The organism is Alistipes sp. DJF_B185 (genome assembly GCF_964250025.1).
Classification (GTDB): Bacteria; Bacteroidota; Bacteroidia; order Bacteroidales; family Rikenellaceae; genus Alistipes; species Alistipes finegoldii.
Genome location: NZ_CAXUDY010000007.1, coordinates 98,621 through 121,999, shown reverse-complemented (window position 1 = coordinate 121,999; position 23,379 = coordinate 98,621). Strand labels below are relative to the sequence as shown.

Below are 23,379 nucleotides of genomic sequence, written 5' to 3'. Positions count from 1 at the left end.
GCTGTGCGGCAGTATCGGAAGAGACAAATAATGCGTCACGAAATCAGCCCCTCGCGCAGGAACGAGAAATCTCCTTCGCGGGCGATGATGATATGATCCAGCAGCCGGATGTCGAACAACGCGGCCGCCTGCGCGATCCGTTCGGTCAGCACCTTGTCCTGCGGACTGGCTTCGGCGGCGCCGGAAGGGTGGTTGTGAATCAGGATAAGCTGTGTGGCAAGCAGTTCCAAAGCCCGTTTGATAATCAGCCGGTGATCGACGACCGTGCCCTGCACGCCGCCCTGACTTACCCGCTGGCGTTCGATGATCCGGTTCGAAGAGGTGAGGTAAACGGCCCAGCACTCTTCATGCGAGAGCGTTTCGAGTTGCGAGCGGAAGAGCCGCACCACGTCATCGCTCGACGAGATGACGTCGGTTTCGGCGGCGCGCGCAGCGGTGATGCGGCGGCCGAGTTCGGCCGCGGCGAGCAGCATGCGGGCGCGCCGGAGTCCCAGCCCGCCGATCATCCTCAGACGGGCGGCCTCCTCCGAGCCGATACGCGCAAGCGATCCGCCGTAAGCGGCAAGCAGCGCTTCGGCGCTCTGTTCATCCTCGGTAAGCAGGGAGAGCAATTCCCGGTCGGTCAGCGCATCGACGCCACGCACCGCCATCTTATCGGCTATCGTCTTCATTCAGAAATGTTATAGGGAAGTTATCCCGCCATGCGTCCGGCGGCCTCCGGCAGAGACCGCACGCAATACAGCCGCACGGGAAATAACCAAAAGTTATTGTGTCAGCCTGTCCACCCGGTCCAGCAGCGTGGCGCACTGCTCGTCGCTCATGTACTGCGCCACCGAAAAAGCCGCATGCTGCTCGGCCTCCTTCTTCGAATCGCCGGACCCGTGGCCGACCTCCATGCCGTCGACCAGCACCGTGGAGTAGAAAACCGGATGGTTCGCCGAATACTCCTTGTCGTAACCGGTGCGGAAAGCGATCTTATGGCGGTTTTTCTGGCACCACTCGATCAGCCGGCTCTTGAAGTCGGTCTCCGATTCGGTCAGCTCGTCGAGACTCAGGTGTCTGAAATAAATCCGGTTGATGAGCAGCCGGTTCACGAATTCATAGCCCTGATCGAGGTAGACCGCGCCGATCATGGCCTCGAAAGCGTCGCCGTAGATATGTTTCTGCGTGACGCTGGTGCTGCCGTTCGAAATGACGTGACGATCCAGCCCGATATTCACGGCCAGCACGTTGAGCGACTGGCGGGAGACGATTTTCGACCGCAGCTGCGTAAGGAAACCCTCGTCCCGGTCGGGATACTCGATAAAAAGGTAGTCGGAGGTGACCGCCTCGATGACGGCGTCGCCCAGAAATTCGAGCCGCTCGTTGTTGATAGCGCGGCCGTCCTCCAAAACCAAAGAAGCTGACTTGTGAATCAAAGCCAGCTTGTAAAGCTCGATGTTGTTCGGGATGAACCCGAACATGTCATCGATAATTCTGTAATACGCCTTATCCCGCCCGAAGTTCCTTCTAAGGGGGCGCAGTATGAAATCAAACACGGCCCGGACGGTTTAGAACGTTAGAGTTTACGGAAAATGATCGAGGAGTTGTGACCGCCGAAACCGAACGTATTGCTCAACGCGCATTTCACGTCGCGCTTCTGCGCCTTGTTCAGCGTCAGGTTCAGGTTCGGGTCGATCTCCGGATCGAGATTCTCGCAGTTGATGGTCGGGGGAACCACGCCGTGCGTAATGGCGAAGATGCAGGCCAGCGCCTCGGCGGCTCCGGCGGCACCCAGCAGGTGTCCCGTCATCGACTTGGTGGAAGAGATATTGATGTTGTAGACGTGATCGCCCAGCACGCCGGCGACTGCCTTCAGTTCGGGGATGTCGCCCGCGGGAGTCGAAGTGCCGTGAACGTTCACGTAGTCAATATCTTCGGGTTTGATGCCGGCGTCCTTGATGGCGTCGCGCATCGACTTCATGGCGCCCTTTCCTTCGGGATGGGGAGCCGTGAAGTGGTAGGCGTCGGCCGAACAGCCGCTGCCGACGACTTCGCAGTAAATCCTCGCACCGCGCGCCTTGGCATGCTCGTACTCCTCGAAAATCAGGGCGCCGGCGCCTTCGCCGATCACGAATCCGTCGCGGTCCTTGTCGAAAGGACGCGAAGCGTGCGTGGGATCGTCGTTGCGCGTGGAAAGCGCCTGCATGGAGTTGAAACCGCCGACACTCGGCTCGTTGACCGCAGCTTCCGAACCGCCCGTCACCATCACGTCGGCCTTGCCGTAACGGATGGCGTTCATGGCGTCCATCATGCCGTGGTTCGAAGATGCGCAGGCCGACACCGTGCAGTAGTTCGGCCCCATGAAGCCGTACTTCATGGAGATGAAACCGGCCGCGATGTCGGAGATCATGCGAGGAATAAAGAACGGGCTAAACCGCGGGGTTCCATCCCCTGCGGCCCAGCCCAGACACTCATCGAAGAAAGATTTGATTCCTCCGATGCCCGAACTCCATATTACGCCCACCTGCTCCTTGTCCACGGTCTCCAGATCGAGACCCGAATCCTCGACGGCCTGCGTGGCCGCGATCAGAGCGTACTGTGTAAAAAGGTCGTACTTGCGTACTTCCTTACGGTCGAAATAGAGGCTCGAATCGTAATTCTTTACTTCACAAGCAAACTTCGTCTTAAACTTTTCAGCATCGAAATGAGTAATCGGTGCGGCACCGCTGACTCCCTTCTCCAAATTCGAAAAATACTCTTCAATATTATTACCGAGCGGGTTGATCGTACCGATGCCCGTAACAACTACTCTTCTTTCTGTCATAAATTTAAGGCTATAAGAGGCTGTGAAAACCTTTGGTAAAATTATTTCTTGTGCTCCTCGATATAGTTGATCGCGTCACCTACGGTAGCGATCTTCTCAGCGTCCTCGTCCGGAATCTGGATATCGAAAGCCTTCTCGAATTCCATGATCAGCTCCACGGTGTCGAGCGAGTCTGCGCCCAAGTGGTTGGTAAAGCTTGCTTCGGGCACTACCTCCGACTCCTTAACACCCAGTTTGTCGACAATGATTTCGACAACTTTTGATTGAACTTCTGACATAATTTTAATTTTTTAGTTAAACAATTATTTGGAAATAGTTCTTTCTTATTTCCGGGGTAATTTTGCGCAAAAGTAACACTTTTTTTATTACTTTTGACAAAACGAACCTTTTTTTTATTCACAACTTTTTCGACATTTAGCACATTTTCACAATTAACCGATTCAAAACCATATTCTTATGAAACTGCTTCTGATCTCTAATTCGACCAATGCCGGGGAGGAATATCTCCGTTATCCGCTGCCGGAAATAGGCCGGTTTCTTCAGGGCGTGCGCGAAATAGTCTTCGTTCCCTACGCCGCCGTGACTTTCTCGTACGCCGAGTACGAAAAGAAGGTGCAGGCGCGCTTCTCGGAGCTGGGCATCCGCGTGCGTTCGGTCCACCGCGCCAAGGATCCGGCGCGCATGATCCGCGAGGCCGAAGCCGTGTGCGTGGGCGGGGGCAACACCTTCGCACTGGCAAAAAAGATGCAGGAGCAGGGGCTTATGAGGGCCATTCTGCGTAAAATCAAAGCCGGAACGCCCTATGTAGGGTGGTCCGCAGGCAGCAACGTCGCCTGTCCGACCATCTGCACAACAAACGACATGCCCATCGTGGAACCCGAATCGTTCAGGGCCATCGGCGCCGTGAAATTCCAGATCAACCCCCACTACCTCGACGCCAATCCCGAAGGACATGCGGGCGAGACGCGCGAACAGCGCATACTCGAATACATCGAAGCCAACCCGCGCCGCTGGGTGGCCGGACTGCGCGAAGGCTGCATGCTCCGCTACGAGGAGGGCAAACTGGAACTGATCGGAAAACGCCCGATGCGCATGTTCCGCAAAGGCACGGAAACTTTCGAAATCGAACCGGGCGGCGACCTGTCGTTCCTGCTCTGATTTCCCCGCCCGGAGTGCGCTGCGGGCGGTAAATGAATATATTATATATAGGTATGAAAATTCTGATCGCGGGTCTGGGACTCATCGGAGGCTCCTTTGCCCTCGCATTGCGCGACCGCGGAATAGCGGACGAAATATTAGGCGTCGAGAAGTCGGACGAAAACGCCGCCGAAGCCCTGCGTCTCGGTCTGGCCGACCGCATCGTGACGCTCGAAGAGGGTGTTCCGCAGGCTGATCTCGTGGTGCTGGCGACCCCCGTCGACACGATTCCGCTGATGGCCGTAAAAGCGCTCAACCATGTGACTGACAGGCAGGTGGTGATGGACATGGGGTCGATCAAGGCCGAGCTGTGCGAGGTGATCTCGATGCACGCGCGGCGCGGCCGTTTCGTGGCGGCGCATCCGATGTGGGGCACCGAGTACAGCGGGCCTCGGGCCGCGCAGCACGGGGCCTTCACGGGCCGCAACGCCGTACTGTGCGAAGCGGAGCGCAGCGACGCCGACGCACTGGCGGCCGTCGAGCGCATCTTCCGCGCGCTGGACGTCCCCGTAGTCTACATGGGAGCCGAGGAACACGACCTGCATGCGGCTTACGTGTCGCACATCTCCCACGTGACCTCGTTCGCGCTGGCGCTCACGGTGCTCGAAAAAGAGCGCGAGGAGCGGCACATCTTCGACCTTGCGGGAGGCGGTTTCGAGAGCACCGTGCGGCTGGCCAAGAGCGCCGCCGCGACATGGGTGCCGATCCTGCTGCGCAACAAATACAACGTGCTGGACGTCCTGCGCGAGCATATCCACCAATTGCAGATCATGCGCAGGATGATCGAACGCGACGACGCCGAGGGGCTGACCAGCGCTTTCGGCAAGGCCAATTCGATCCAGCGCATCATCCACTGACCGCAATGGGCACGACGGCCGAGACGGGGCGCATGGGCGAACGCGCGGCGGCGGAGTTTCTCCGGCGCGCGGGGTACGAAATTTGCGCGCTCAACTGGCGGAGCGGCCGTTACGAGCTGGACATCGTAGCCCGCAAAGGGGATTTCGTGCACTTCGTGGAGGTCAAGACCCGACGTGCGGACGGACTCACGCCGCCCGAAGCGGCCGTAACGCCGCAGAAATTCCGGGCGCTGACACGGGCCGCACTGCGTTACATGGCCTGCACGGGCGAGGAGCGCGAAGCGCAGTTCGACCTGATCGCCGTGGAGGTAATGCCCGGCGGAGAGACGGAGGTGCGCCTGATTCCGCAGGCCATGGAATACAATTGGTAATTTTGCATTTCCGACAAATTATACTACCTTTGTCGGACTGAAAAACCAATGTTCCGGACCAAAGCCCGAAACGAAGCCGGTTTGTCCGGCAACAGATAAACCGTAAAATACTTCAACACCGCAAACCGTAAATACCGATGTGGTTATATAATTTCGGCCTGACATGCTACGTCTGGATCATCCGGTTAGTCGCCCCAAGGCATCCGAAGGCCCGGCTATGGATCAACGGCCGCAAGGACCTCTATAAACGGATGGCCGAAACCATCGACCCCGCGGCCCGTATCGTCTGGATACACGTGGCTTCGCTCGGCGAATTCGAACAGGGACGGCCCATCATCGAACGCATCCGCAAGGAGCATCCCGAATACAAAATCCTGCTCACGTTCTTCTCGCCTTCGGGTTACGAGATCCGCAAGAACTATCAGGGCGTGGATTACATCTTCTACCTGCCGATCGACACGCCGCGCAACGCGCGCCGGTTCCTCGACGCGGCGCATCCCGAAATCGCCGTCTTCGTGAAATACGAATTCTGGCTCAACCTGCTCTACGAACTGCGCCGCCGCAAGGTGCGCACCTATATCGTCTCGGCCATCTTCCGCCGCAACTCGATCTTCTTCCGCCCCTACGGCGGCATGTGGCGGCAGGCGCTGGAGTCGTTCGACGTGATGTTCGTACAGAACGAGGAGTCGAAGAGACTGCTGGCGGGGCTGGGCTTCGACAACGTGATCGTAGCGGGCGACACGCGCTTCGACCGTGTCGCCGAGATCGCCAAAGCCGCCAAGCACATCGACGTGATCGAGCGGTTCAAGGGCGACAAGCGGGTCTTCGTGGCCGGCTCGACGTGGGGTCCTGACGAGGAGCTGCTGATCCGCCTGATAAACGACAATCCCGACATCAAATTCATCGTCGCGCCGCACGAAATGGACGAAAGCCGCATGGCACGTCTTGCGGCCGAGACCAAAGGCGGCACGCTGCGCTATACCCAGTGCACCCCGCACACGAACTACGGTCCGAAACAGCTGCTGATCCTCGACACGGTCGGCATTCTGTCGTCGGTATACAGCTATGCGACGTGGAGCTACATCGGCGGCGGATTCGGCGTGGGCATCCACAACACGCTGGAGGCCGCGACGTTTGGACTTCCGGTGGCGTTCGGTCCCAATTACCAGAAATTCAAGGAGGCGCGCGATCTGGTGACGCTCGGCGCGGCCCGGTCGATCAATGATTACGACGAACTGCGGGCGTGGTTCGTTCCGCTGCGCGACAACGAGGAGTTCCTCCAGAAAACCAGCCGCATCGCCAAGGACTACACCACACGGCATCAGGGCGCGACGGGTATCATCGTCAGAACGATTTTCAATTAAGCGGAACGGTCCCGGCCCGGAAAAGTCCGAAAAAAGTCTCCCGGAAAGTCTCCGAGGGGGGGCAGAAAGTCTCCCGGAAAAAATCCCCACCCGGATAAATTCCCCCGAAAAAGAAATCGGGTAACCGAAACGACAAGGACAAAGCCCTGCCGCCATACGCGAAAGCCGGAGCGGCAGGGAACACCTGCGGACAGAACCAAGAAAAACGGGTTAGGCCGTGAAAAGTCAGCCCCCAAGCAGGTGAACAACAAAATAAAATGCGCGGACTCTTGCAAAGTCCGCGCATTTTCGTTGACGCCGCTCCGGCCGGCGGCAAGCCGGGCGTTATTCGTACAGCGATTTGCAGTAATCCCGGAAGGTTTCCCAGCGGTAATAGGGACCGCCGCCGAGGGGCAGTCCGGCATCGCGCTCGTTGTGCAGGATGCGCACCAGAACGTCGCCCGCAGGGTTGCGGAAGAAGACGAACTGCACGTTGGCCGCCATGGGCGAAACGCGGTGCACCTGCCACACTTCGGCGGCCTCTTCGGGCGTCGAAACGCGGGCCGAAGCGCCCTCGACGCCCAACAGCGCCAACAGCGGGATGACGTTCACGTCGTGACCGAAGCGCAGCGACGCAGCCAGCTCCTTTCCGCCGCCGATCACCTCTTCGGCGGTCTCGACGATGTTGCGCAGCAGGGGTTTGGCATCGGCGATGATCGGATCGCCGAAACGCTTCGAAGGACCGAACATCACATAACGGCGGAAGTTCTCGTCCTCCCATGCGGCATATATCTCCTCCCCGGTGAAAAGGTCGTACAGCGAAATGCCCAGATAATCGACGTCCTGCATGATCGCGGCCTGCAAAAGCAGCTGCTCCATCAGTTTGCGGGGCTTTTTGACCTCGCGTTTGACGAATTCGGGATCGGAGAAAAGCGACTTCATCAGCCGGTCGGGAATCAGGCGCGCGGCGCGCACGCTGTCGGCCGTTTTCAGGGTCCGGTCGCGCTGGGCGTCGAGTCCCTTGTTGTTGCCCATATAGGGCATGTAGCGCGCGCTCGACTCACGCGTGGTCCGGATCGCGGGATTCAGCTCCTTGAGCCGCTCGTTGAAAGCCGCCATGCTCAGAATGCAGCGCGGCACGAGGGTCGAGCGGCTCTCGATACGGCATTCGCGGCCGTCGGCCGTAGAGAAAACTTCAGGATAAGCCTTGTACATGCGCTCGGCGATGCCCCGGTGTTCGGCGACCCCGCGCGGCGAAAGGTCGCCGTAACGTTTGTCGGCGTCGGCCGCGATGATCTCGACGCGGCCCAGCACATCACGACCCAGCGGCGTCAGCGCACCGGCTTCGGCGGCTTTGCGCAGGATTTTCAGTGGCCCGGCATAGACACTTTCGGAGGCATGCCAGCGGCTGCCGTGACGGCCGTAATGGCTGATGTAGAACGGCGTGTACCCGTCGGGCACCGGAGCCGCCGCAGCGGGCCGGTATTCGTATGAATGGTAGATTCCGCCCGCGCGTTCGGGAACGGCCGCAATCTGTTCGCGGGCTGTCTGGGCGTCCGCTCCCCACAAGCCGAGCAGCAGGAACGCCGCGCAGAACCTCAGTTTCAATGCAAGTCTGTTCATTGGTCGGTATTTTAACATTTATGTGTCATAATTCCCAGCACGAGCCGGTCGGTCTCGTTCATGCCGTCGCGGCCGATGGCCGTCAGGTTGCGGATGCACTTGTCGACGTCCTCCTCGATAATTCCCTCGACGGGCGTCACGCAGTGACCGTCCATCGCCATCATGGCCGAGAGCACGGCAGTCGAGACGCCGCTCGTGAGTTTCATCGAACAACTGGGCTTGGCACCGTCGCAGATCATGCCGGTGAGGTTGGCGATCATGTTCTTGACCGCCGCGGCGACCTGCTCGTAGGCGCCGCCCATCAGGTAGGTGATGCCGCAGCTCGATCCCGTCGCCGCCACGACGCAGCCGCACAAGGCAGACAGACGGCCGAGACTCTGTTTGATATAGATCACCGTGAGGTGGCTCAGCACCAGCGCACGGATCGTATGTTCCTCGTCGGCCGCGGTTTCGTCGGCATAGACCACCACGGGGAGCGTCGCGGCGATGCCCTGATTGCCGCTGCCCGAATTGCTCATCACGGGGATCATAGCCCCGGCCATGCGGGCGTCGCAGGCCGCGGAGGTGTAGGAGAGGATGCGCGAGAAGATGCTGTCGCCCATCACCCGCCGCTCCCGCTCGCAGCGCAGCGTGCGGCCGACGCAGTGCCCGAACTCCCCGGCGAAGGCCCGCTCGGCGGCGGCTTTGTTCACGCGGCGGGTTTCGAGGATGAAGCGCAGTTCATCGAGCGGCGCCGTCATGGCGAAATCCCAGACGCGGCGCAGGGTCAGGGGCACCTCGCCCGCCTCCTCTTCGGCGACGGATGCCGTGCGTTTGTCGAGCAGTACCTCGCCGTCGCGTTCGAGATAGACGAAGGCGGTATGTCCGCCCGCGATCACCGCCACGGCGCGGCGTTCTCCGGCCGAGGCTTCGACCTCGATATAGAGTTTTTCGGCGATATCCTCCTTCAGCGAGATGCAGACGCGCTTTTCGTCGATATAACGGGCGCCCCGCCCGACGGCTTCGGGCGTCACGTCGCGCAGGACCTCCAATCGGTATTCCGAACGGCCGACCAGCGCACCCAGCGCCACGGCGATCGGCAGGCCGATCATTCCCGTGCCGGGAATGCCCACGCCCATCGCATTCTTGAGGATATTGGCGCTCAGGCGCACCTCGATCTTTTCGGGCTGCGTGTCGAGCAGTTCGGCGGCGCGCGCCGTACACAAAGCCACGGCGATCGGTTCGGTACAGCCGATGGCGGGCACAACTTCGCGGTTGATAAGGGCGATGATTTTCGCTCGTTCGTTCGGGGAAAACATATTGGCTCGTTTTTAGAGATCATACAAAGATACGAATTTTTCGCTATTTTTGCGGCATCAAAACAGACGCCGATATGGAAAATCCGAAAAGCCGCGCATGGAAAGTCGTGAAGAGCGAGTACCTCGCCCGCAAACCGTGGTTCACCGTACGCCACGAGCGCATCGAACTGCCCGACGGGCGCAGCATACCCGACTATTACGTCTTCGAGTACCCCGACTGGGTGAACGTGATCGCCATAACCAAAGAGGGTAAATTCGTATTCATCGACCAGTACCGTCACGGGCTGGGCGAAACGAATTACGAAATCCCGGCGGGCGTGGCCGAGCCGGACGATGCGTCGATGCTGGCCGCGGCGCAGCGCGAACTGGCCGAGGAGACCGGTTACGGCGGCGGCGAATGGCGCGAACTGCTGGTCGTGGCCCCGAATCCCGCCACACAGAGCAACCTGACGTACTGCTACTTGGCGACGGGCGTGGAGCGGCTCGGCGCCCAGCATCTCGACGCCACGGAGGATATCCGCGTGCATCTGTTCACGGCCGCCGAGGTGCGCGAACTGCTCACGGGCGGCGGCATCCGGCAGGCGCTGATGGCCGCGCCGCTATGGCGTTACGCCGCGGAATACGGGTTGTAGTTACCCTACGACGTATTTGCTGCCGGGCAGCAGCGAAATCAGCTTTACGACCGCATAGGACGAGACGAAGGTGCAGAGCGCCAGCACGGGGATCTTGATCCCGGCCGAAACGATCAGCGGATCGAGCCAGCCGTGGAAGAAGTTGAGCAGCATGATGTGTATCAGGTAGATGCCGTAGCTGAGTCTCGAAATGTCGGTAACGACGCCCGCAAAGCGGCCCGCCCCCGGCCTGACGTCTTTCAGCAGCAGGAACAGCCCGACCGACATCGCGGCCACGTTGATCGTCCCGAAGCCCCACGAAAGTTCGAGGTCCGCGACGAGCCGCTGCGTCGCCAGCCGTGCGTCGAAAATCCATGCCGTCGCGAAATACCCGCGACGACCAGCAGCGCCACGCCCCACTTATGCCATGCGCGCGGCGCGGCGTGGTAGCGGCGCAGGTAGGCGGCCAGCACCATGTAGCCGAGGAATCCCGAAAAGTAGTAGAGCATCGGCGTGTCGTTCCAGAAACATTCGCCGAGCAGCTCCGGGAAAACGAGGTGCACATAGGGGATGCACAGAGTGAAGGCCCAAAGCGCGAGATAACCCTCCATAGCGCGGCGCGAAGCCGTCTCGATCCACGGCGAGACAACCGGGGCGAACAGGTAGAGTCCCAGCAGCATGTAGACGAACCAGAGGTGTCCGATCTCGACGCCGAAATTGACCGGGATGCGGCAGACGCCGAGCAACGCTCCGGCGGCATCGGTCCGTCCCGTCAGGAACTGGTAGATTGCGTAGAGCACGCACCACACCAGAAACGGCACCACAACGCGCACGAAACGCCGGGCGAAAAAGTCGCGCGTGCGCTCCCGCACCGGAAGCAGGAAAAATCCCGACAACATGACGAATAGCGGCACGGCGGTGCGGCACAACGAGTTGAGCCAGCAGGCCCAGACAGGCTCGCCGCCCGCGGCGACCAAACCGCCGTCGGCAATATAGTAGAATTCTCCGGCGTGCACCTGAAGCACCATGTAACAGGCCAGCACACGCAACAGGTCGAGACCGTGGTTTCGGGATTGAAGTTTCGTCATAAAAGTCAGGCGGTTTTGATTTCGCAAACAAAGGTAACAAAAAAACCGGGAATCCGCAGCCCGACACTCCATCCGGTAAAAAAACTCTTCTCCGGCAAAGACCGGCTGTCCCGGTCCCACGGAGATAAAAAAGGAGCGGTCAAAGCCGCTCCTCCGATTCGGGTTTCGCCGCCCGGCCTATTTGCCGACCGTCTGCGCCAGCGCCATGAAATAGCGCTTAGGGTCGAGACCGAGTGCCTTGAGCAGTTCGGCTTCGGGGGCGCTGCCGCGCGTGATCGACTTCAGCCCGTGACCTGCCGTATAGAGGTTCACATTCTCGGCATATCCGGCGGCATCCTGCCCGCAGAGGTAGCGGACATGTTCGGCCGGAATACTCTTTCCTTCGTAGACCGACATATCGGCGATATAGACCAGATTCAGCGGTGCGGCATAGACGAAATCCTGCGCGCCGGCCAACCTGCGCAGGTCGCCTTCGGCGACGCGCACGAGTTTCCGCGCCTTGGCGTCATAGCTGTAGACACCTTCGGCGAAAAAGGCATAGACGCGGACCGGATAGAGCGCCAGCGCCGAAGGAGCCGTCAGACGGCCGTCGGCAGGACGGTTGACGCCCCCTGCGGCCCACATGACGCCCGAAAGCTCTTCGAGCGAAAGCGCCTCAGGAGCGTATTCACGCCATGAACGGCGGTTTTCAAGCGCTTCGTTTACGGTCATGCCCGCCTTGGAATCGGGTTTGAGAAGGGCGATCTCCGCGCCGTGCTTCACTTCGGTTCTGGTTTCGGGGGCCTTGGTCTCCTCCTTGGCCGGCTGCGCGCCGCCGCATGCCGCGAGCAGCAGAGCCGCACAGGTAATAATCTTCACAGTCATCGTTTCTGAGATTTAGAGGTTTACATGCAAATATAAAAAATATTTTCCAAAATCAGGAATGCAATTCCGCTGCCGGATACCTGCGGACAAACGATTTTTCGTACCTTTGTGCAACACACAACATGGAGCCTATGAATCCGACAGCAGTCTACACCGTCGTCTTTTCACCGACGGGAACTTCGAGAAAAATCGCCGCGGCAGTTGCGCAGGGAGCGGCCCGGCACGACGGAAGCAGCAATGCGGCGGCAAATACGGCGGCCGGAGCGGACGCCGGTACAAATGCCGTCGCAGGCAGCGCGGCAAAGGCGTTCACGACAATCGACCTGACGCATGCGGCCGGAAAATCCGTCACCCTGTCGGCCGATGCGGCGGCGGTATTTGCCGTGCCGGTTTACGGGGGACGCGTGGCGCCTGCGGCATTGGAAAGACTGCGGGAGATTCGCGGCGAGGGAACGCCGGCCGTAGTGCTGGCGGTCTACGGCAACCGGGCTTTCGGAACGGCGGTCGCACAACTGGCGGCGTTCGTCGCCGAGCGGGGATTCGTTCCCGTGGCGGCCGGGGCTTTCGTGGGCGAACACTCGTACAGCACGCCCGGCACGCCGATCGCCGAAGGACGTCCCGATACGCAGGACCTCGCCGAAGCGGCCGCTTTCGGAGCGCGCATCGGCCAAAAGCTTGCGCACGGAGAGACCGGCCCGATCGACGCCGCAAAACTCCGCGAGCCGCATACGCCGCTGTTGTCAAAACTGCGGTTCATCCGTTTCGTGCTGGGGTACCGCAGGCGGCAGAAACGCAATCCGGTCGCACTGCTCCCCGCGGGCGACGCCGCACGGTGCACCCAATGCGGCCGCTGTGTCGCACTCTGTCCCACGCAGGCGATCGCGCGCGGCGACGAACTGCACACCGACCCGGCGCGCTGCATCCGCTGCTGTGCATGCGTCAAAGGCTGCGCGTTCGGCGCACGCACGTTCGAAACGCCTTTCGCTGCCGTTCTGTCGCGCAACTTCGCCCGGCGGAAACCGCCCGTAACGCTTATGTAATATGACAATCGAACGACTGAAAACCCCGTCGGCAGGCAAGCTGAACGCCCTGACCGACCTCTGGGAAGCCTCGGTGCGGGCGACGCACGACTTTCTCGCGCCGGAGGATATTGCGTTTTTCCGGCAAATGGTCCGGCAGGAAGCGCTCCGGGGTGTAGAATTATACGTCATCCGGAAGCCGGACAGCAAAGCGCCTGAAACCGGAACATCCGCAGGACAGGAGAACCGGCACGAGTCCCGGACATCCGGCAAGACAGGAGAATCCCGCCGACCGGAGGGCTTGGACGAGAACGGGATGTTCGGGGGATTCGCCGCGTTCGCAGGTATCGACGGCGATATGCTCGAAATGCTCTTCGTCGCGCCCAAAGCGCGCGGCAAAGGAGTGGGCCGGCAGCTGGTGGAATATCTCGTCCGCGAACGCGGCATAAGGCAGGTCGATGTCAACGAGCAGAACGCGCAGGCGGCGGGATTTTACGCCCGGCTGGGATTCCGCGTCACGGGGCGCGACGCGACCGATCCGTCGGGCAGGCCCTACCCTATCCTCCATCTGTCGCTGGGCGAAACGCCGCAGCGGATCGTGCCGATCCCGAACCTGCAGACCGACCGGGTCGATGTCGATTTCGAATCAGAGCCAACCGGGGACGGAGGAAAATAACCGGAGCCGGCGGGTAGTAACCAGCGGATGCGGGCCTAAACGCAGCAGCCGAAGGAGGCTTACGCGGAAACACCGGGTATAATAACAAGACGGCAGAGCGAAAATCTCTGCCGTCTTGTTGTGTTGGAAACATATCGGTTGGCGCCCGGCCTCGGCACACGCCCCGCTTCCGGCCGCTATTCCATATAGCCGGTAACGGTCAGCGGAGCATCGCCCACTTCGGCGGTCACCTGCGCCGCTTCGCCGCGGGAGTTTTCATAACGGAAGGTATAGGTTCTTCCCTTTTCAAGCAGGAAGCGCAGGGCGTCGTTCATGTCCTGCCGGGGACCCGCCGTACGGCCGCCGCCCATCTGCTCCGAACCGCAGAAAACATCGACGTTGGCCGCCACGCGGGCATCGGAACGCCCGGCATGCGCCGCCTTGTCGTACATCATGAAGGTCACGGTCGCATGCCGCCCCCGCTCGGCGAGGTCATCGGCATAGGCGGCATAGAGGTCGCGGTAACGCTGCGTGACGTTCACGCCGTGGACCTCGCGCGAATCCTCGCTCCACACCATCGGAAACCAGTCGCCCGCGGGCCGGAACGAAACGGCGAAAATGCCGTGCGCCCGGTCGTCGGGCGACGCCTGTCCCGCATCGGCGAAAAACCATGCGTAATCGAGTCTTCCCGGAAAATAATACTCCGTGAAATGCCAGCGGCCGTCGATCCACACCTCGACCCAGCTGTGGTTGCCCCGATCGTCGTGCCATGCGGGAGTTCCGGCGAAGCGCGCGGGAATGCCCGCGGCGCGCAGGGCATCGACCAGCAGGACCGAAAGGCCCGTGCAGGAGGCCATATGCTGACGCATCGACTCGGAGGGACTCTGGTTGGTCTTTTCGCGGGCGGTGTTGTATTCTACGGCGACATCGGCGGCAATATGCCGGTTGATCGAGTCGATGGCGGCGCGGACGTCCGCGGCTCCGGCCGCACGGCGGGCGAAGCGGGCGTAAAAGTCGGGCCGCCAGCTGTCGCGCACCTCGTCCACGACGGCATAGGGAAGCACGTCGTTCAGGAAGACCGAATCGGGCAGCGCGCGCGTCCACGGATACTCGGCGCGTGCGCGGTAGGCATACTCGACATTCTCGCGCAGCAGGTCGAGCCGCATCGTATCGCGGTCGCCCTGCGGCATATAGGCTACAAGGAAAGCCATCCCCGCGCGCCGGTCACGCGGAGTCTCGCGCAGCAGCTGCCGCAGGCTGTCGGCGCGCGGACAGTCGGCCAGCGCAGCGTCGAGCAGGGGTTCGTATTCGGCGGGAACACCGCAGCCGTAACGGCCGCAGGCGCAGAGGGAAAGTCCCAGAAGCAGGAGGAAAATGCGTTTCATCGGTTTAATTCGTTCAGGATTTGTCGGATGGTCCGTTCGTCGGCACAGGGCGAAGCGTACTCCGGCACGCCGGGACAGCCGCCCATCGAAATCTGCGGATTGCGGTATGCCATGCCGCTCGGCCGCATGCCGCGCGCGCTGAAATGGAGGGCATCGACACCCGTCGCGGCCAGTTGCCGCACGTTCGACGGATTCACGCCGCTGCCGGCCATGATCTCGATGCGGCCCGCAGCCCGCACGACGAGCGCGCGGAGGTCGCCGATGCCTTCGGACGCCGTATTACGGCCGCCGGAGGTCAGGATGCGGGTGCATCCGGTGCGGACGACCTCCTCCAGCGCATCGGAAAGGTCGCACGTCATGTCGAACGCCCGGTGGAAGGTGGTCTGCATCGGCCCGGCTTCGGCCACGAGGGCCGCCGTACGCGCCGTATCGACCCGTCCGTCGGGCGTCAGCAAGCCGAAGACCACGCCGTCGGCGCCGCATTCGCGGGCGAAGCGCACCTCTTCGAGCATCTGCCGGAATTCGGCGTCGTCATAGAGGAAATCCCCGCCGCGGGGACGGATCATCACACTGAGCTGCAAGCCTTCGATGCGGCGCACCATACGGATGGCCGCGGCCGAAGGGGTCGTGCCGCCCTCGTAGGGCGAGGCGCAGAGTTCGACGCGCGCGACACCCGCACGGCGGGCGGTCTCGCACGCTTCAATGGAATAGGCACAAAGTTCGGTCGTCATACGGCAAAGATAAAAAAACGGCGACGGAAATGCAAGTCCCGGAGCACCGCAGAACAGTTGCAAAAAAACGGAACGGGACCGTTCATACGTTACGGCAAAAAAACATCGCCCCAGCCGGAGAGCCGACGGTTCGGCCGCACGCCGCAAAGCCGAACGCACGCCGTAAAACCGGACGCACACCGCAAAGCCGGACACCCACTGCAAAGCCGAACGCCGACGGCAAAGCCGGACGCCGACGGCAAAACGAAAGCAGAGCGCCCTTACGGACGCTCTGCTTATCTTCAGGCTGCGCAAGCCCCTATTTAACCTCGATCTGGCGCGTGGCGGCGGCAGTCTCCTCGATCTTCTTCTTGGGAATGTCGATGGTCATCACACCGTTTTCGACCTTGGCCGAAATATTCTCGCGCTCGATATTGTCGGGCAGCAGCAGGCTCTGCTGGAACTGCGTGTAGGAGAATTCGCGGCGCAGGTAGGTGCCTTTGCGCTTGGCGTCCTCCTCCTTGTTCTCGGTCTTCTTCTCCAGCGAGATCACCAGCTCGTTGTCTTCGTTGATGTGGACCTTGAAGTCCTCCTTGGTCATACCCGGAGCGGCGACCTCGACCTTGTATTCGTTTTCACCGTCGATGATGTTGACGGCGGGAGCCGTGGTGCTGCGGCGCTCGGCCAGCCAGTTGTCGCCCAGAATCTCGTTGAAAATTCCCGGCAGCCAGTTCTGATTCGTTCTTGCAGGTGTCATAATTTTGTCCTCCTTGGTTTTATTCGGTTTAACTGTTTTCCTTTTTATCGCCCTCTCTCGGAGCGGTTTCATCCGTAGAGGGTCAAATCCTGTGCCAGCGCCGAATAAATGCAAAAATGTCACGAATTGTCACAAAACCTGCAAATACGACATGACAGACCGGCAGGCCGGGAGCGGACGGCGCATTTCATAAGTACGGGAAAAATACGTAACTTCGCGGCATGGAATTCACCGAAATACTGCGCGGCCGTTACGGGCTTTCGGAGCGGGCTGCCGGAGTGCTGATGCGGCATGCGTCGCAAAGCGTCCACGCCCGCAAGGAGATCATCGTCGAGGAGGGACAGCGCGATCAGGAGATCCGCTTCGTGACGGAAGGTTCGGCGCGCTCCTACGTCATGCGCGAGGACAAGTGCGTGATCCTCTCCTTCGCGTTCGAGGGCGATCCGACCTCATCGACGCTCGGAGCATGGCCCGGCGGCATTTCGGGCCACACGATCGAGACCATGGAGCCGACGACGCTCGTGCGCCTGCCGCGCGAGGAGATCGACCGGCTCTTCGCGGCGGACGCCGAACTGGCCGACTGGGGCCGCCGCATGGCCGAAGAGCAGCTGCGCCGGCACGAGGAGTATTTCGCCGACTTCGCATGGCGCGACAAGAGCGAGCAGTACAAGCGCGTACTGCGCGAATATCCCCAATTATTGCAGCGCATCGCGCTGAAAGACCTCGCGGCCTACCTCTTCCTCACGCCCCAAAGCCTGAGCCGCATCCGGGCCGAAATCAAATGACGAAATTATCATAAGGTAACTTTTCCCCGCGCCGAAAGCCTTACTTTTGCACCACTTCGAAAAAAGTAAGGAATATGCAACGAGACAGTATCGATTTCAGCAGTTCGGACGTCGGAAAACTTTTCCGGCGCTTCCTCTTTCCCACGGTCATGGGCATGGTCTTCTCGGCCGTGTTCGTCATCACCGACGGCATCTTCGTAGGGCGGGGCATAGGCAGCGACGCCCTCGCCTCGGTCAATATCGTCGCGCCGCTCTTCACGCTCGGCACGGGGCTGGGACTGATGTTCGGCATGGGCGGCTCGGTCGTGGCGTCGATCAACCTCGCGCAGGGCAAACGACGCGTGGCGGAGATCAACATCACGCAGTCGCTGGTGCTTCCGGCGCTGCTGATCGCCCTGCTCAGCGCCCTGCTGATCCATTGGCACGAACCGCTGCTCCTGCTGCTGGGCACCCCCGGCGAACTGATGGTCCCGGCGCGCGAATACCTCGTATGGTTCACGCTGTTCCTCGCACCGCTGGCCGTCTTCAACATCCTGATGTTCATCGTGCGGCTCGACGGGGCGCCGGGATTCGCCATGGCCTGCAACATCATGGCGGCGTGCATCAACATCGTACTCGACTACCTCTTCATCTTCGTATTCGAATGGGGGCTGGCGGGCGCCGCCGTCGCCACGGGCATCGGTTACGTCGTCGGTTCGGGCGTGATACTTTGGTACATGTTCCGCCGCAGCCGGACGCTCCGGTTCGTGAAGCTCAAGATAAGCGGCAAAAGCATGCGGCTCACGGTGCGCAATCTCTGGTACATGAGCTATATCGGATTCCCGGCGCTGCTGAGCGAGCTGGCCATTTCGAGCCTGATGATCGTCGGCAACTACACCTTTATCCATTACGTCGGCAAGGACGGCGTGGCGGCGTACAGCATCGCCTGCTACATCTTCCCGATCATCTTCATGGTCTACAACGGCATCATCCAGTCGGCGCAGCCGATCATCAGCTACAACTACGGCGCAGGGCTGATGCGGCGCGGCCGGAAAGCGCTGCGAATGGCGCTCGGCACGGCGGCGCTGTGCGGCGCGGCGGCGTTCGGATTCACGTGGCTATGCAGTCCGTGGATCGTCGGGCTGTTCCTGACGCCCGACGCCCCGGCGTACGCCATCGCCGTGCAGGGACTGCCGTGGTTCGCGGCGGGCTATCCCTTCTTCGGGATCAACGTCGTGACGATCGGCTACTACCAGAGCATCGAACGGGGACGGCTCGCAACGGGACTCACCGTTCTGCGCGGCATCGTGCTGATGACGTTCTGCTTTCTGCTCCTGCCGCGTATAGCGGGCGTGACGGGTATCTGGCTCGCGGTACCCGTCGCGGAAGCGCTCGAAACACTGCTGCTCGTCTATCTGCTGCGCAGCAGACGCTTCGCATTCGCATAAGGGAAAGCGGGAAAACCCTACCGAAGGTTTTCCCGCTTTCTGCGTCGGAATGGACTAATTCCCGCGCTGCATCCTGTCGATGAACAGCACTCCGTCGAGGTGGTCGATTTCGTGCTGGAAAATCACGGCGGTAAAGCCCTCGACGGTATCCGTCACCGGCCGCAGGGTCGTTTCATCCAGATAGCGGAGCACGATGCGGTCAGCTCGCAGAACCGTCCCCGACGTTTCGGGGACGGAGAGACACCCCTCCCTGCCGGCGGTAAGGGCCGCCGAGCGACCGACGATTTCGGGATTGACATAGCATTCGAACGGTTCGCCGGGCTTGTCGAAACGCTGCACGGCGATCAGCCGGCGCGAAACGCCGACCTGCGACGCGGCGATTCCGACACCTTCGTCGGCCGGATCCCGCACGGTGAGCAGCATGCCCTGCTTCAGCAGGCGGAAATACTCCGACCTCAGCTCCTCCGCACCCAGCGGCGCGGCCTTCCGCCGAAGAAACAGCGAATCGGCACGGTCACCGATCCGGCACAAGCGCATGACCGCTCCGCTCTGCGAGGCAATGACTTCACATTCCTTATCAGTGAATCCCTTTTGGACCGCGCAGGCGGCGAGCAGGCAGGCGCAGGCTATAACGAGTCTCTTCATATCGGCATGTTCTGTTTCCGGCAAAAATACGAAAATATATTCACCGTACGGCGGCACGCCCCTTCGGACTGAAAAAAAGTCTTTTCCAATTCCGGCAATTATCCTATATTTGCCGCCATGAACGAAGATCTGAAATACCGGAAGGCCGAGCCTGCCGATGCGGAGCGCATCATGGAGATCATCCGGCAGGCACAGGCCCAGATGCGGGCGCTGGGGAGCCGGCAATGGCAGGACGGCTACCCCGCACGGGCCGATATCGACAACGACATAGCGCGCGGGTACGGGTATGTGTTCGAGAAGTCCAGCACGGCGCAGGAACCCGTAGCTGCAGAAACGCCGCAGAAGTACGACAAAGGGACGGTACCCGGCGGCGTGATCGCATACGGGGGGGGGTGGTTTTCGACGGCGAACCGGCTTACGGGGCAATAGACGGGGCGTGGCTGACCGGGGGCGACTACGTCGTCCTGCACCGGCTGGCGGTGGCCGACGGAGAGAAGGGCCGCGGCGTGGCGGCGGAGTTCATGCGCCGCACCGAAGCGCTGGCCCGCGGACGGGGCGTCGGCAGTTTCAGGGTGGACACCAATTTCGACAACCGCTACATGCTGCGGATGCTCGAAAGGCTGAGATTCGCCTACTGCGGCAAAATCATCTATGAAAGCGGTGAAAGGCTGGCTTTCGAGAAGCCCTTTGAAGCGTAAGCGAAAGAACCGGTCTTGAGACCGGTTCTTTCTGTGTGAAGTCAGGGATGCGTCGCAATGTTCCGGAACAAATCCGCTGGAGAAATCTTATAATAGTCACATAAATCGGCGATCGTAGTCAGCGAAATACTGTGCCGCCCGCTTTCGATCCGTGCGATATTCAGATCGGTATCGAAGCGTACGTTCTCCTGAGTCAGCTTGCGTTCCAACCGGGCCGCTCTCAGCCCGGCAACAACCTGCCCAATAAAAAAGTCATTTCGCCGCTGCTTTTTCATAGCGCAAATTACCGGAATAATAGCCTGATTTTTTACCACACACTTGTAGCTTACAAAAGAAGTGCCCCGTTTCGAAGCTCAATCGCGGGCAGGCCGGGAACTCACACCCGTTCGCACCACAATCGCGCCGTTTCGGAATGTCAGGATAAAAAGAATCCGCCCGCCAAGACGGCGTCACATCCCAAAACGATCGGTGTGACGGTAAAAAGATTCCCGTCGCAAGCTACAATTATCACAACCCCCAGCGGCCATAATACAGATTCTTCGGAAAACATCCGGTTCCGCATGGCCGGTACCGTCCGTGCGTGCAGTCACAACACGCGCGGATAATAAATCCATATTACAAAAAATAATGGAATAAAACAAGTAAAACGGGGCAAAATCAGCGCAGCGGCGGGTTTCCGGTGCGGTTTCGGATCGGGAAAAAGAATTTTTCCGGGACAATACGGAGAGGGACGGCCTATCGGCGAGCGGAAAAACGGCGGACGGGGGGGGGTAGCAGACGGCTGATGAAAAAAGTATAATACGGGACGCGGGAGGGAAACGGGAGAAACGGGAGAAACGGGAGAAACGGGAGAAACGGGAGAAACGGGAGAAATCGCTGCGAATTTCGCCGGAAACACCGGGAGACACCGGAGACACCAGCCACTCAGGGAACAGCCGCCCCGCGCAACACCGAAAAACGCCGGCAAAAGGTCCTGACACAAAAAAGCGGCCCGCAGCGATGCGGGCCGCCGATCGACCGAGGAGAACCGAAGGCGCCGCTACTCCTCCTCTTCGTAATAGACCTTGTAGAACTTGCCCTTCTCGTCCTCGCCCTGTTCGAGCAGACTGCGGTTGCCGTGGACGTAGATGTGGAAGTTGCGGTCGAGCTTGATGACGCTCTTGTAGGAACGGGCCTGTTTTTTGACCGCCGATTCGGAGATGGCGAATTCGTCCTCGATGCGGATGTCGCGGTCCTGCTCGTACTCCTGCTTGTAGCGCGAGAAGCTCTCCATGACTTCGGGCTGGCGGATCACCTTCTCCGAAAAGTCGTCCAGCGAAAAGCTGTCCTGCTCCTTGAAGTATTTCATCGTCTCGTTGAGCATCTCGGCCTGATCGGCTTTCGACACCTCGAATTCGTTCGGGAGATGCTTGGTCACGTACTTCTTGCACATGGCCATCGCGTTGTGGGTATTGTGGTAGTTGTCCTGACGCTGGCGCACGTGCAGGAAATCGTCGATCCAGTAGCGGGCTTCGGCGCGGTTGGTGTTGTCCACGACGCAGACCGCGAAACCCGCTTCGCGCTCGGTATTGAAAACGACGCACCCCTTGTCCAGCTTATTGACGTTGATCCCCTGATGCGCGGCGATATGCAGCCCCGACGCCTGCTCCTCGACGTCGAGAAACGTGTCGCGCGTCTCAGACTTGAACAGCCCGACGGCATCGACCGTCTCGCCCCCGAAGCGGCAGTCGGTGAAGTAGACGACATAGAACTCCCCGCTCTTGATCTGGGGGTGCATGCCGGTTTCGTAGAGATGTCTGGCAAGGCTGACCGAGTGGTCGTAAAACGATTCGGGGTCGTCGAAGATCCTGCAGGTGAAATTCCAGACCTCGTTGCAGGTCAGGTCGGTGTCGTGGTAGAGGTTGAAATACTCCTCGGACTTGAAACCGCCCATGAAATAGGCCAGCAGCGTCTGCATCAGGGCCGCGTCGGAGAGCTGGTCGGAGAGCGACGGCGAGACCATCAGCGGCTCGTCTTTTGCTTTGTTGCCCACGATATGCACGGCCAGCGCGCCGATCCGGGATTCTTCGGTATAGAGCATTTTCGGTATTGTTTGCGTAAAACGGAAGGCAAAGATGGGGATTTTTCCGGGACCGGGCAAGCAAAAAACCGGGTATTTAGCAGAAACGCCCTGCCGGACTCCCGATAATTTGGCTACTTTTGCAACGACTAAACTTCCGTAAGCATGGAAAACAGAATAACCACACTCTTCGGCATTCGCTACCCGATCATCGCGGGCGGCATGATCTGGTGCAGCGGCTGGCGGCTGGCGGCGGCCGTAAGCGACGCGGGCGGACTGGGCCTGATCGGCGCAGGCTCGATGACGCCCGACCTGCTGCGCGAACACATCCGCAAATGCCGCGCGGCGACCGGCAAACCGTTCGGCGTGAACGTCCCACTGATGTACCGCTACGCGGAGCAGATCATGCAGGTCGTCATGGAGGAGCGGGTCCCGGCGGTATTCACCTCGGCGGGAAGCCCGAAGACATGGACCGGGCAACTGCATGCCGCAGGCTGCAAGGTCGCACACGTGGTGTCGAGCACGAAATTCGCCCTGAAAAGTCAGGAAGCGGGTGTCGATGCGGTCGTCGCCGAGGGATTCGAAGCGGGCGGGCACAACGGCCGCGAGGAGACGGCGACGATGGCGCTGGTTCCGCAGGTGCGAGCAGCGATTACGATTCCGCTGATCGCGGCGGGCGGCATCGCCACGGGCCGGGGCATGCTGGCGGCGTTCGCGCTGGGAGCCGAGGGCATTCAGATGGGCACCCGCTTCGCGCTGTCCGAAGAGAGTTCGGCCAGCGACGCCTTCAAACGGCTCTGCATCGGGCTGGAAGAAGGCGGCACGATGCTGGCGCTGAAGAAGATCGGGCCGACGCGCCTGATCCGCAACGACTTCTACACGGCAGTCGAAACCGCCGAAAACCGGGGCGCCTCGGCCGAAGAACTGAAGGAGCTGCTGGGCCGCGGGCGTTCAAAGCGGGGCATTTTCGAGGGCGACCTCGCAGACGGGGAGCTGGAGATCGGACAGATCGCGTCGCTGATCCGCGATCTGCCGCCGGCAGGCGAAATCGTCCGGCAGATCATCGACGAATACAACGCCGGCGTGAAATCGCTCACGACTCTATAGCGGCCCTTCGGGGATAGGCGGGCCGGCGAAAAGCAGCCGTCCCAACCGGGACAGTCTGCCGAAGAGACGCCGGG

Annotated in this window: 25 protein-coding genes and 1 pseudogene; 11 read left to right on the top strand and 15 right to left on the bottom strand. The window is 60.7% G+C overall.

The genetic code is table 11. The features are described 5' to 3' along the window. Nucleotides 1-35 precede the first annotated feature (35 nt). The 4 genes from ACESTR_RS10805 to ACESTR_RS10790 form a co-directional block, all read right to left on the bottom strand. Nucleotides 36-671 carry a RadC family protein gene (locus ACESTR_RS10805; RefSeq protein WP_278713843.1) on the bottom strand — a complete coding sequence of 212 codons (636 nt, stop codon included), beginning with the start codon at nt 669-671 and terminating at the stop codon, nt 36-38. 93 nt (nt 672-764) lie between these two features. Then, a complete protein-coding gene (gene rnc, locus ACESTR_RS10800; RefSeq protein WP_009598778.1) occupies nt 765-1,463 on the bottom strand; it encodes a ribonuclease III in 699 nt (232 codons plus the stop codon). A gap of 95 nt (nt 1,464-1,558) precedes the next feature. Further along, nucleotides 1,559-2,806: a beta-ketoacyl-ACP synthase II gene (gene fabF / locus ACESTR_RS10795; RefSeq protein WP_009598902.1), complete on the bottom strand. Its 1,248-nt coding sequence runs from the start codon at nt 2,804-2,806 to the stop codon at nt 1,559-1,561. A 41-nt stretch (nt 2,807-2,847) separates the two neighbouring features. Continuing rightward, entirely contained in the window at nt 2,848-3,084 is a 237-nt protein-coding gene (locus tag ACESTR_RS10790; RefSeq protein WP_014774459.1) for an acyl carrier protein, read from the bottom strand. Between the two features lie 178 nt (nt 3,085-3,262). Here ACESTR_RS10790 and pepE point away from each other — a divergent pair, with 178 nt between their 5' ends. The 4 genes from pepE to ACESTR_RS10770 all read left to right on the top strand — a co-directional run bounded on the left by pepE (nt 3,263) and on the right by ACESTR_RS10770 (nt 6,595). After that, nucleotides 3,263-3,964, top strand: a complete 702-nt coding sequence (gene pepE / locus ACESTR_RS10785) for a dipeptidase PepE (protein ID WP_302269656.1) — start codon at nt 3,263-3,265, stop codon at nt 3,962-3,964. Nucleotides 3,965-4,017: 53 nt separating this feature from the next. Continuing rightward, entirely contained in the window at nt 4,018-4,860 is an 843-nt protein-coding gene (locus ACESTR_RS10780) for a prephenate dehydrogenase (RefSeq protein WP_302269654.1), read from the top strand. A gap of 5 nt (nt 4,861-4,865) precedes the next feature. Further along, nucleotides 4,866-5,231, top strand: a complete 366-nt coding sequence (locus tag ACESTR_RS10775; protein ID WP_022044192.1) for a YraN family protein — start codon at nt 4,866-4,868, stop codon at nt 5,229-5,231. Between the two features lie 137 nt (nt 5,232-5,368). Beyond that, on the top strand, nt 5,369-6,595 hold the full coding sequence (locus ACESTR_RS10770; protein ID WP_244076410.1) for a 3-deoxy-D-manno-octulosonic acid transferase: 1,227 nt from the start codon (nt 5,369-5,371) through the stop codon (nt 6,593-6,595). Between the two features lie 324 nt (nt 6,596-6,919). On the opposite strand, the gene ACESTR_RS10765 is transcribed toward ACESTR_RS10770, so the two are convergent. Further along, entirely contained in the window at nt 6,920-8,197 is a 1,278-nt protein-coding gene (locus ACESTR_RS10765; RefSeq protein WP_195559583.1) for a histidine-type phosphatase, read from the bottom strand. 11 nt (nt 8,198-8,208) lie between these two features. Beyond that, complete coding sequence (locus ACESTR_RS10760) at nt 8,209-9,495, bottom strand: serine dehydratase subunit alpha family protein (protein ID WP_009598814.1); 1,287 nt, start codon at nt 9,493-9,495, stop codon at nt 8,209-8,211. A 74-nt stretch (nt 9,496-9,569) separates the two neighbouring features. Here ACESTR_RS10760 and ACESTR_RS10755 point away from each other — a divergent pair, with 74 nt between their 5' ends. Continuing rightward, a complete protein-coding gene (locus tag ACESTR_RS10755) occupies nt 9,570-10,127 on the top strand; it encodes an NUDIX hydrolase (protein ID WP_022044195.1) in 558 nt (185 codons plus the stop codon). Here the strand turns inward: ACESTR_RS10755 and ACESTR_RS10750 are convergent, their stop codons facing one another. The 3 genes from ACESTR_RS10750 to ACESTR_RS10740 form a co-directional block, all read right to left on the bottom strand. Further along, nucleotides 10,128-10,394: an acyltransferase family protein gene (locus ACESTR_RS10750; protein ID WP_022044196.1), complete on the bottom strand. Its 267-nt coding sequence runs from the start codon at nt 10,392-10,394 to the stop codon at nt 10,128-10,130. Then, the gene (locus ACESTR_RS10745; RefSeq protein WP_262894562.1) at nt 10,367-11,194 is read right to left on the bottom strand and encodes an acyltransferase; all 828 of its coding nucleotides are present in this window, start codon (nt 11,192-11,194) and stop codon (nt 10,367-10,369) included. Before ACESTR_RS10745 ends, ACESTR_RS10750 begins: the two co-directional genes overlap by 28 nt. A gap of 177 nt (nt 11,195-11,371) precedes the next feature. Then, the gene (locus ACESTR_RS10740; RefSeq protein WP_217729596.1) at nt 11,372-12,058 is read right to left on the bottom strand and encodes a nitroreductase family protein; all 687 of its coding nucleotides are present in this window, start codon (nt 12,056-12,058) and stop codon (nt 11,372-11,374) included. Nucleotides 12,059-12,189: 131 nt separating this feature from the next. Here ACESTR_RS10740 and ACESTR_RS10735 point away from each other — a divergent pair, with 131 nt between their 5' ends. Together ACESTR_RS10735 and ACESTR_RS10730 are read left to right on the top strand one after the other, a co-directional pair. Then, nucleotides 12,190-13,098, top strand: a complete 909-nt coding sequence (locus ACESTR_RS10735; protein WP_278713849.1) for a 4Fe-4S dicluster domain-containing protein — start codon at nt 12,190-12,192, stop codon at nt 13,096-13,098. A 1-nt stretch (nt 13,099) separates the two neighbouring features. Further along, nucleotides 13,100-13,753 (top strand): GNAT family N-acetyltransferase, encoded by a 654-nt coding sequence (locus tag ACESTR_RS10730; protein WP_373179286.1) that lies wholly within the window; start codon nt 13,100-13,102, stop codon nt 13,751-13,753. A gap of 176 nt (nt 13,754-13,929) precedes the next feature. Here ACESTR_RS10730 and ACESTR_RS10725 read toward each other — a convergent pair whose 3' ends face one another. The 3 genes from ACESTR_RS10725 to ACESTR_RS10715 all read right to left on the bottom strand — a co-directional run bounded on the left by ACESTR_RS10725 (nt 13,930) and on the right by ACESTR_RS10715 (nt 16,584). Further along, nucleotides 13,930-15,117, bottom strand: a complete 1,188-nt coding sequence (locus ACESTR_RS10725) for a transglutaminase-like domain-containing protein (protein WP_009598907.1) — start codon at nt 15,115-15,117, stop codon at nt 13,930-13,932. Continuing rightward, on the bottom strand, nt 15,114-15,848 hold the full coding sequence (locus ACESTR_RS10720; protein WP_217729593.1) for a copper homeostasis protein CutC: 735 nt from the start codon (nt 15,846-15,848) through the stop codon (nt 15,114-15,116). The genes ACESTR_RS10725 and ACESTR_RS10720 overlap by 4 nt, the downstream gene beginning before the upstream one ends. Nucleotides 15,849-16,146: 298 nt before the next feature. Beyond that, on the bottom strand, nt 16,147-16,584 hold the full coding sequence (locus ACESTR_RS10715; protein WP_014774472.1) for an Hsp20/alpha crystallin family protein: 438 nt from the start codon (nt 16,582-16,584) through the stop codon (nt 16,147-16,149). Between the two features lie 221 nt (nt 16,585-16,805). Between ACESTR_RS10715 and ACESTR_RS10710 the strand changes: the two genes are divergently transcribed. Both ACESTR_RS10710 and ACESTR_RS10705 read left to right on the top strand, forming a co-directional pair. Further along, nucleotides 16,806-17,369, top strand: coding sequence for a Crp/Fnr family transcriptional regulator (locus tag ACESTR_RS10710; protein WP_014774473.1), 564 nt, complete (start codon nt 16,806-16,808; stop codon nt 17,367-17,369). A 74-nt stretch (nt 17,370-17,443) separates the two neighbouring features. Next, nucleotides 17,444-18,796 (top strand): MATE family efflux transporter, encoded by a 1,353-nt coding sequence (locus tag ACESTR_RS10705; RefSeq protein WP_022044203.1) that lies wholly within the window; start codon nt 17,444-17,446, stop codon nt 18,794-18,796. A gap of 54 nt (nt 18,797-18,850) precedes the next feature. Here the strand turns inward: ACESTR_RS10705 and def are convergent, their stop codons facing one another. Next, nucleotides 18,851-19,441, bottom strand: a complete 591-nt coding sequence (gene def / locus ACESTR_RS10700) for a peptide deformylase (RefSeq protein ID WP_130063310.1) — start codon at nt 19,439-19,441, stop codon at nt 18,851-18,853. Between the two features lie 117 nt (nt 19,442-19,558). On the opposite strand from def, the pseudogene ACESTR_RS10695 reads away from it, so the two are divergent. Beyond that, nucleotides 19,559-20,139 (top strand): annotated as a pseudogene (locus tag ACESTR_RS10695) (GNAT family N-acetyltransferase). Between the two features lie 41 nt (nt 20,140-20,180). On the opposite strand, the gene ACESTR_RS10690 reads toward ACESTR_RS10695, so the two are convergent. Both ACESTR_RS10690 and ACESTR_RS10685 read right to left on the bottom strand, forming a co-directional pair. Then, nucleotides 20,181-20,414 (bottom strand): helix-turn-helix domain-containing protein, encoded by a 234-nt coding sequence (locus ACESTR_RS10690; protein WP_022044207.1) that lies wholly within the window; start codon nt 20,412-20,414, stop codon nt 20,181-20,183. A 764-nt stretch (nt 20,415-21,178) separates the two neighbouring features. Next, the gene (locus tag ACESTR_RS10685; protein ID WP_373179282.1) at nt 21,179-22,219 is read right to left on the bottom strand and encodes a nucleoid-associated protein; all 1,041 of its coding nucleotides are present in this window, start codon (nt 22,217-22,219) and stop codon (nt 21,179-21,181) included. A 144-nt stretch (nt 22,220-22,363) separates the two neighbouring features. Here ACESTR_RS10685 and ACESTR_RS10680 point away from each other — a divergent pair, with 144 nt between their 5' ends. Further along, nucleotides 22,364-23,305, top strand: coding sequence for an NAD(P)H-dependent flavin oxidoreductase (locus ACESTR_RS10680; protein ID WP_302781684.1), 942 nt, complete (start codon nt 22,364-22,366; stop codon nt 23,303-23,305). Nucleotides 23,306-23,379 lie beyond the last annotated feature (74 nt).

Coding starts and splice junctions, on each gene's coding strand:
- ACESTR_RS10720 (WP_217729593.1), bottom strand. CDS start 15,848: ATGACGACCGAACTTTGTGCCTATTCCATTGAAGCGTGCGAGACCGCC.
- rnc (WP_009598778.1), bottom strand. CDS start 1,463: ATGTTCGGGTTCATCCCGAACAACATCGAGCTTTACAAGCTGGCTTTG.
- ACESTR_RS10690 (WP_022044207.1), bottom strand. CDS start 20,414: ATGAAAAAGCAGCGGCGAAATGACTTTTTTATTGGGCAGGTTGTTGCC.
- ACESTR_RS10805 (WP_278713843.1), bottom strand. CDS start 671: ATGAAGACGATAGCCGATAAGATGGCGGTGCGTGGCGTCGATGCGCTG.
- fabF (WP_009598902.1), bottom strand. CDS start 2,806: ATGACAGAAAGAAGAGTAGTTGTTACGGGCATCGGTACGATCAACCCG.
- ACESTR_RS10705 (WP_022044203.1), top strand. CDS start 17,444: ATGCAACGAGACAGTATCGATTTCAGCAGTTCGGACGTCGGAAAACTT.
- ACESTR_RS10680 (WP_302781684.1), top strand. CDS start 22,364: ATGGAAAACAGAATAACCACACTCTTCGGCATTCGCTACCCGATCATC.
- ACESTR_RS10685 (WP_373179282.1), bottom strand. CDS start 22,219: ATGCTCTATACCGAAGAATCCCGGATCGGCGCGCTGGCCGTGCATATC.
- def (WP_130063310.1), bottom strand. CDS start 19,441: ATGAAGAGACTCGTTATAGCCTGCGCCTGCCTGCTCGCCGCCTGCGCG.
- ACESTR_RS10755 (WP_022044195.1), top strand. CDS start 9,570: ATGGAAAATCCGAAAAGCCGCGCATGGAAAGTCGTGAAGAGCGAGTAC.
- ACESTR_RS10740 (WP_217729596.1), bottom strand. CDS start 12,058: ATGACTGTGAAGATTATTACCTGTGCGGCTCTGCTGCTCGCGGCATGC.
- ACESTR_RS10710 (WP_014774473.1), top strand. CDS start 16,806: ATGGAATTCACCGAAATACTGCGCGGCCGTTACGGGCTTTCGGAGCGG.
- ACESTR_RS10765 (WP_195559583.1), bottom strand. CDS start 8,197: ATGAACAGACTTGCATTGAAACTGAGGTTCTGCGCGGCGTTCCTGCTG.
- ACESTR_RS10775 (WP_022044192.1), top strand. CDS start 4,866: ATGGGCACGACGGCCGAGACGGGGCGCATGGGCGAACGCGCGGCGGCG.
- ACESTR_RS10760 (WP_009598814.1), bottom strand. CDS start 9,495: ATGTTTTCCCCGAACGAACGAGCGAAAATCATCGCCCTTATCAACCGC.
- ACESTR_RS10715 (WP_014774472.1), bottom strand. CDS start 16,584: ATGACACCTGCAAGAACGAATCAGAACTGGCTGCCGGGAATTTTCAAC.
- pepE (WP_302269656.1), top strand. CDS start 3,263: ATGAAACTGCTTCTGATCTCTAATTCGACCAATGCCGGGGAGGAATAT.
- ACESTR_RS10770 (WP_244076410.1), top strand. CDS start 5,369: ATGTGGTTATATAATTTCGGCCTGACATGCTACGTCTGGATCATCCGG.
- ACESTR_RS10725 (WP_009598907.1), bottom strand. CDS start 15,117: ATGAAACGCATTTTCCTCCTGCTTCTGGGACTTTCCCTCTGCGCCTGC.
- ACESTR_RS10730 (WP_373179286.1), top strand. CDS start 13,100: ATGACAATCGAACGACTGAAAACCCCGTCGGCAGGCAAGCTGAACGCC.
- ACESTR_RS10745 (WP_262894562.1), bottom strand. CDS start 11,194: ATGACGAAACTTCAATCCCGAAACCACGGTCTCGACCTGTTGCGTGTG.
- ACESTR_RS10790 (WP_014774459.1), bottom strand. CDS start 3,084: ATGTCAGAAGTTCAATCAAAAGTTGTCGAAATCATTGTCGACAAACTG.
- ACESTR_RS10750 (WP_022044196.1), bottom strand. CDS start 10,394: ATGTCGGTCGGGCTGTTCCTGCTGCTGAAAGACGTCAGGCCGGGGGCG.
- ACESTR_RS10780 (WP_302269654.1), top strand. CDS start 4,018: ATGAAAATTCTGATCGCGGGTCTGGGACTCATCGGAGGCTCCTTTGCC.
- ACESTR_RS10735 (WP_278713849.1), top strand. CDS start 12,190: ATGAATCCGACAGCAGTCTACACCGTCGTCTTTTCACCGACGGGAACT.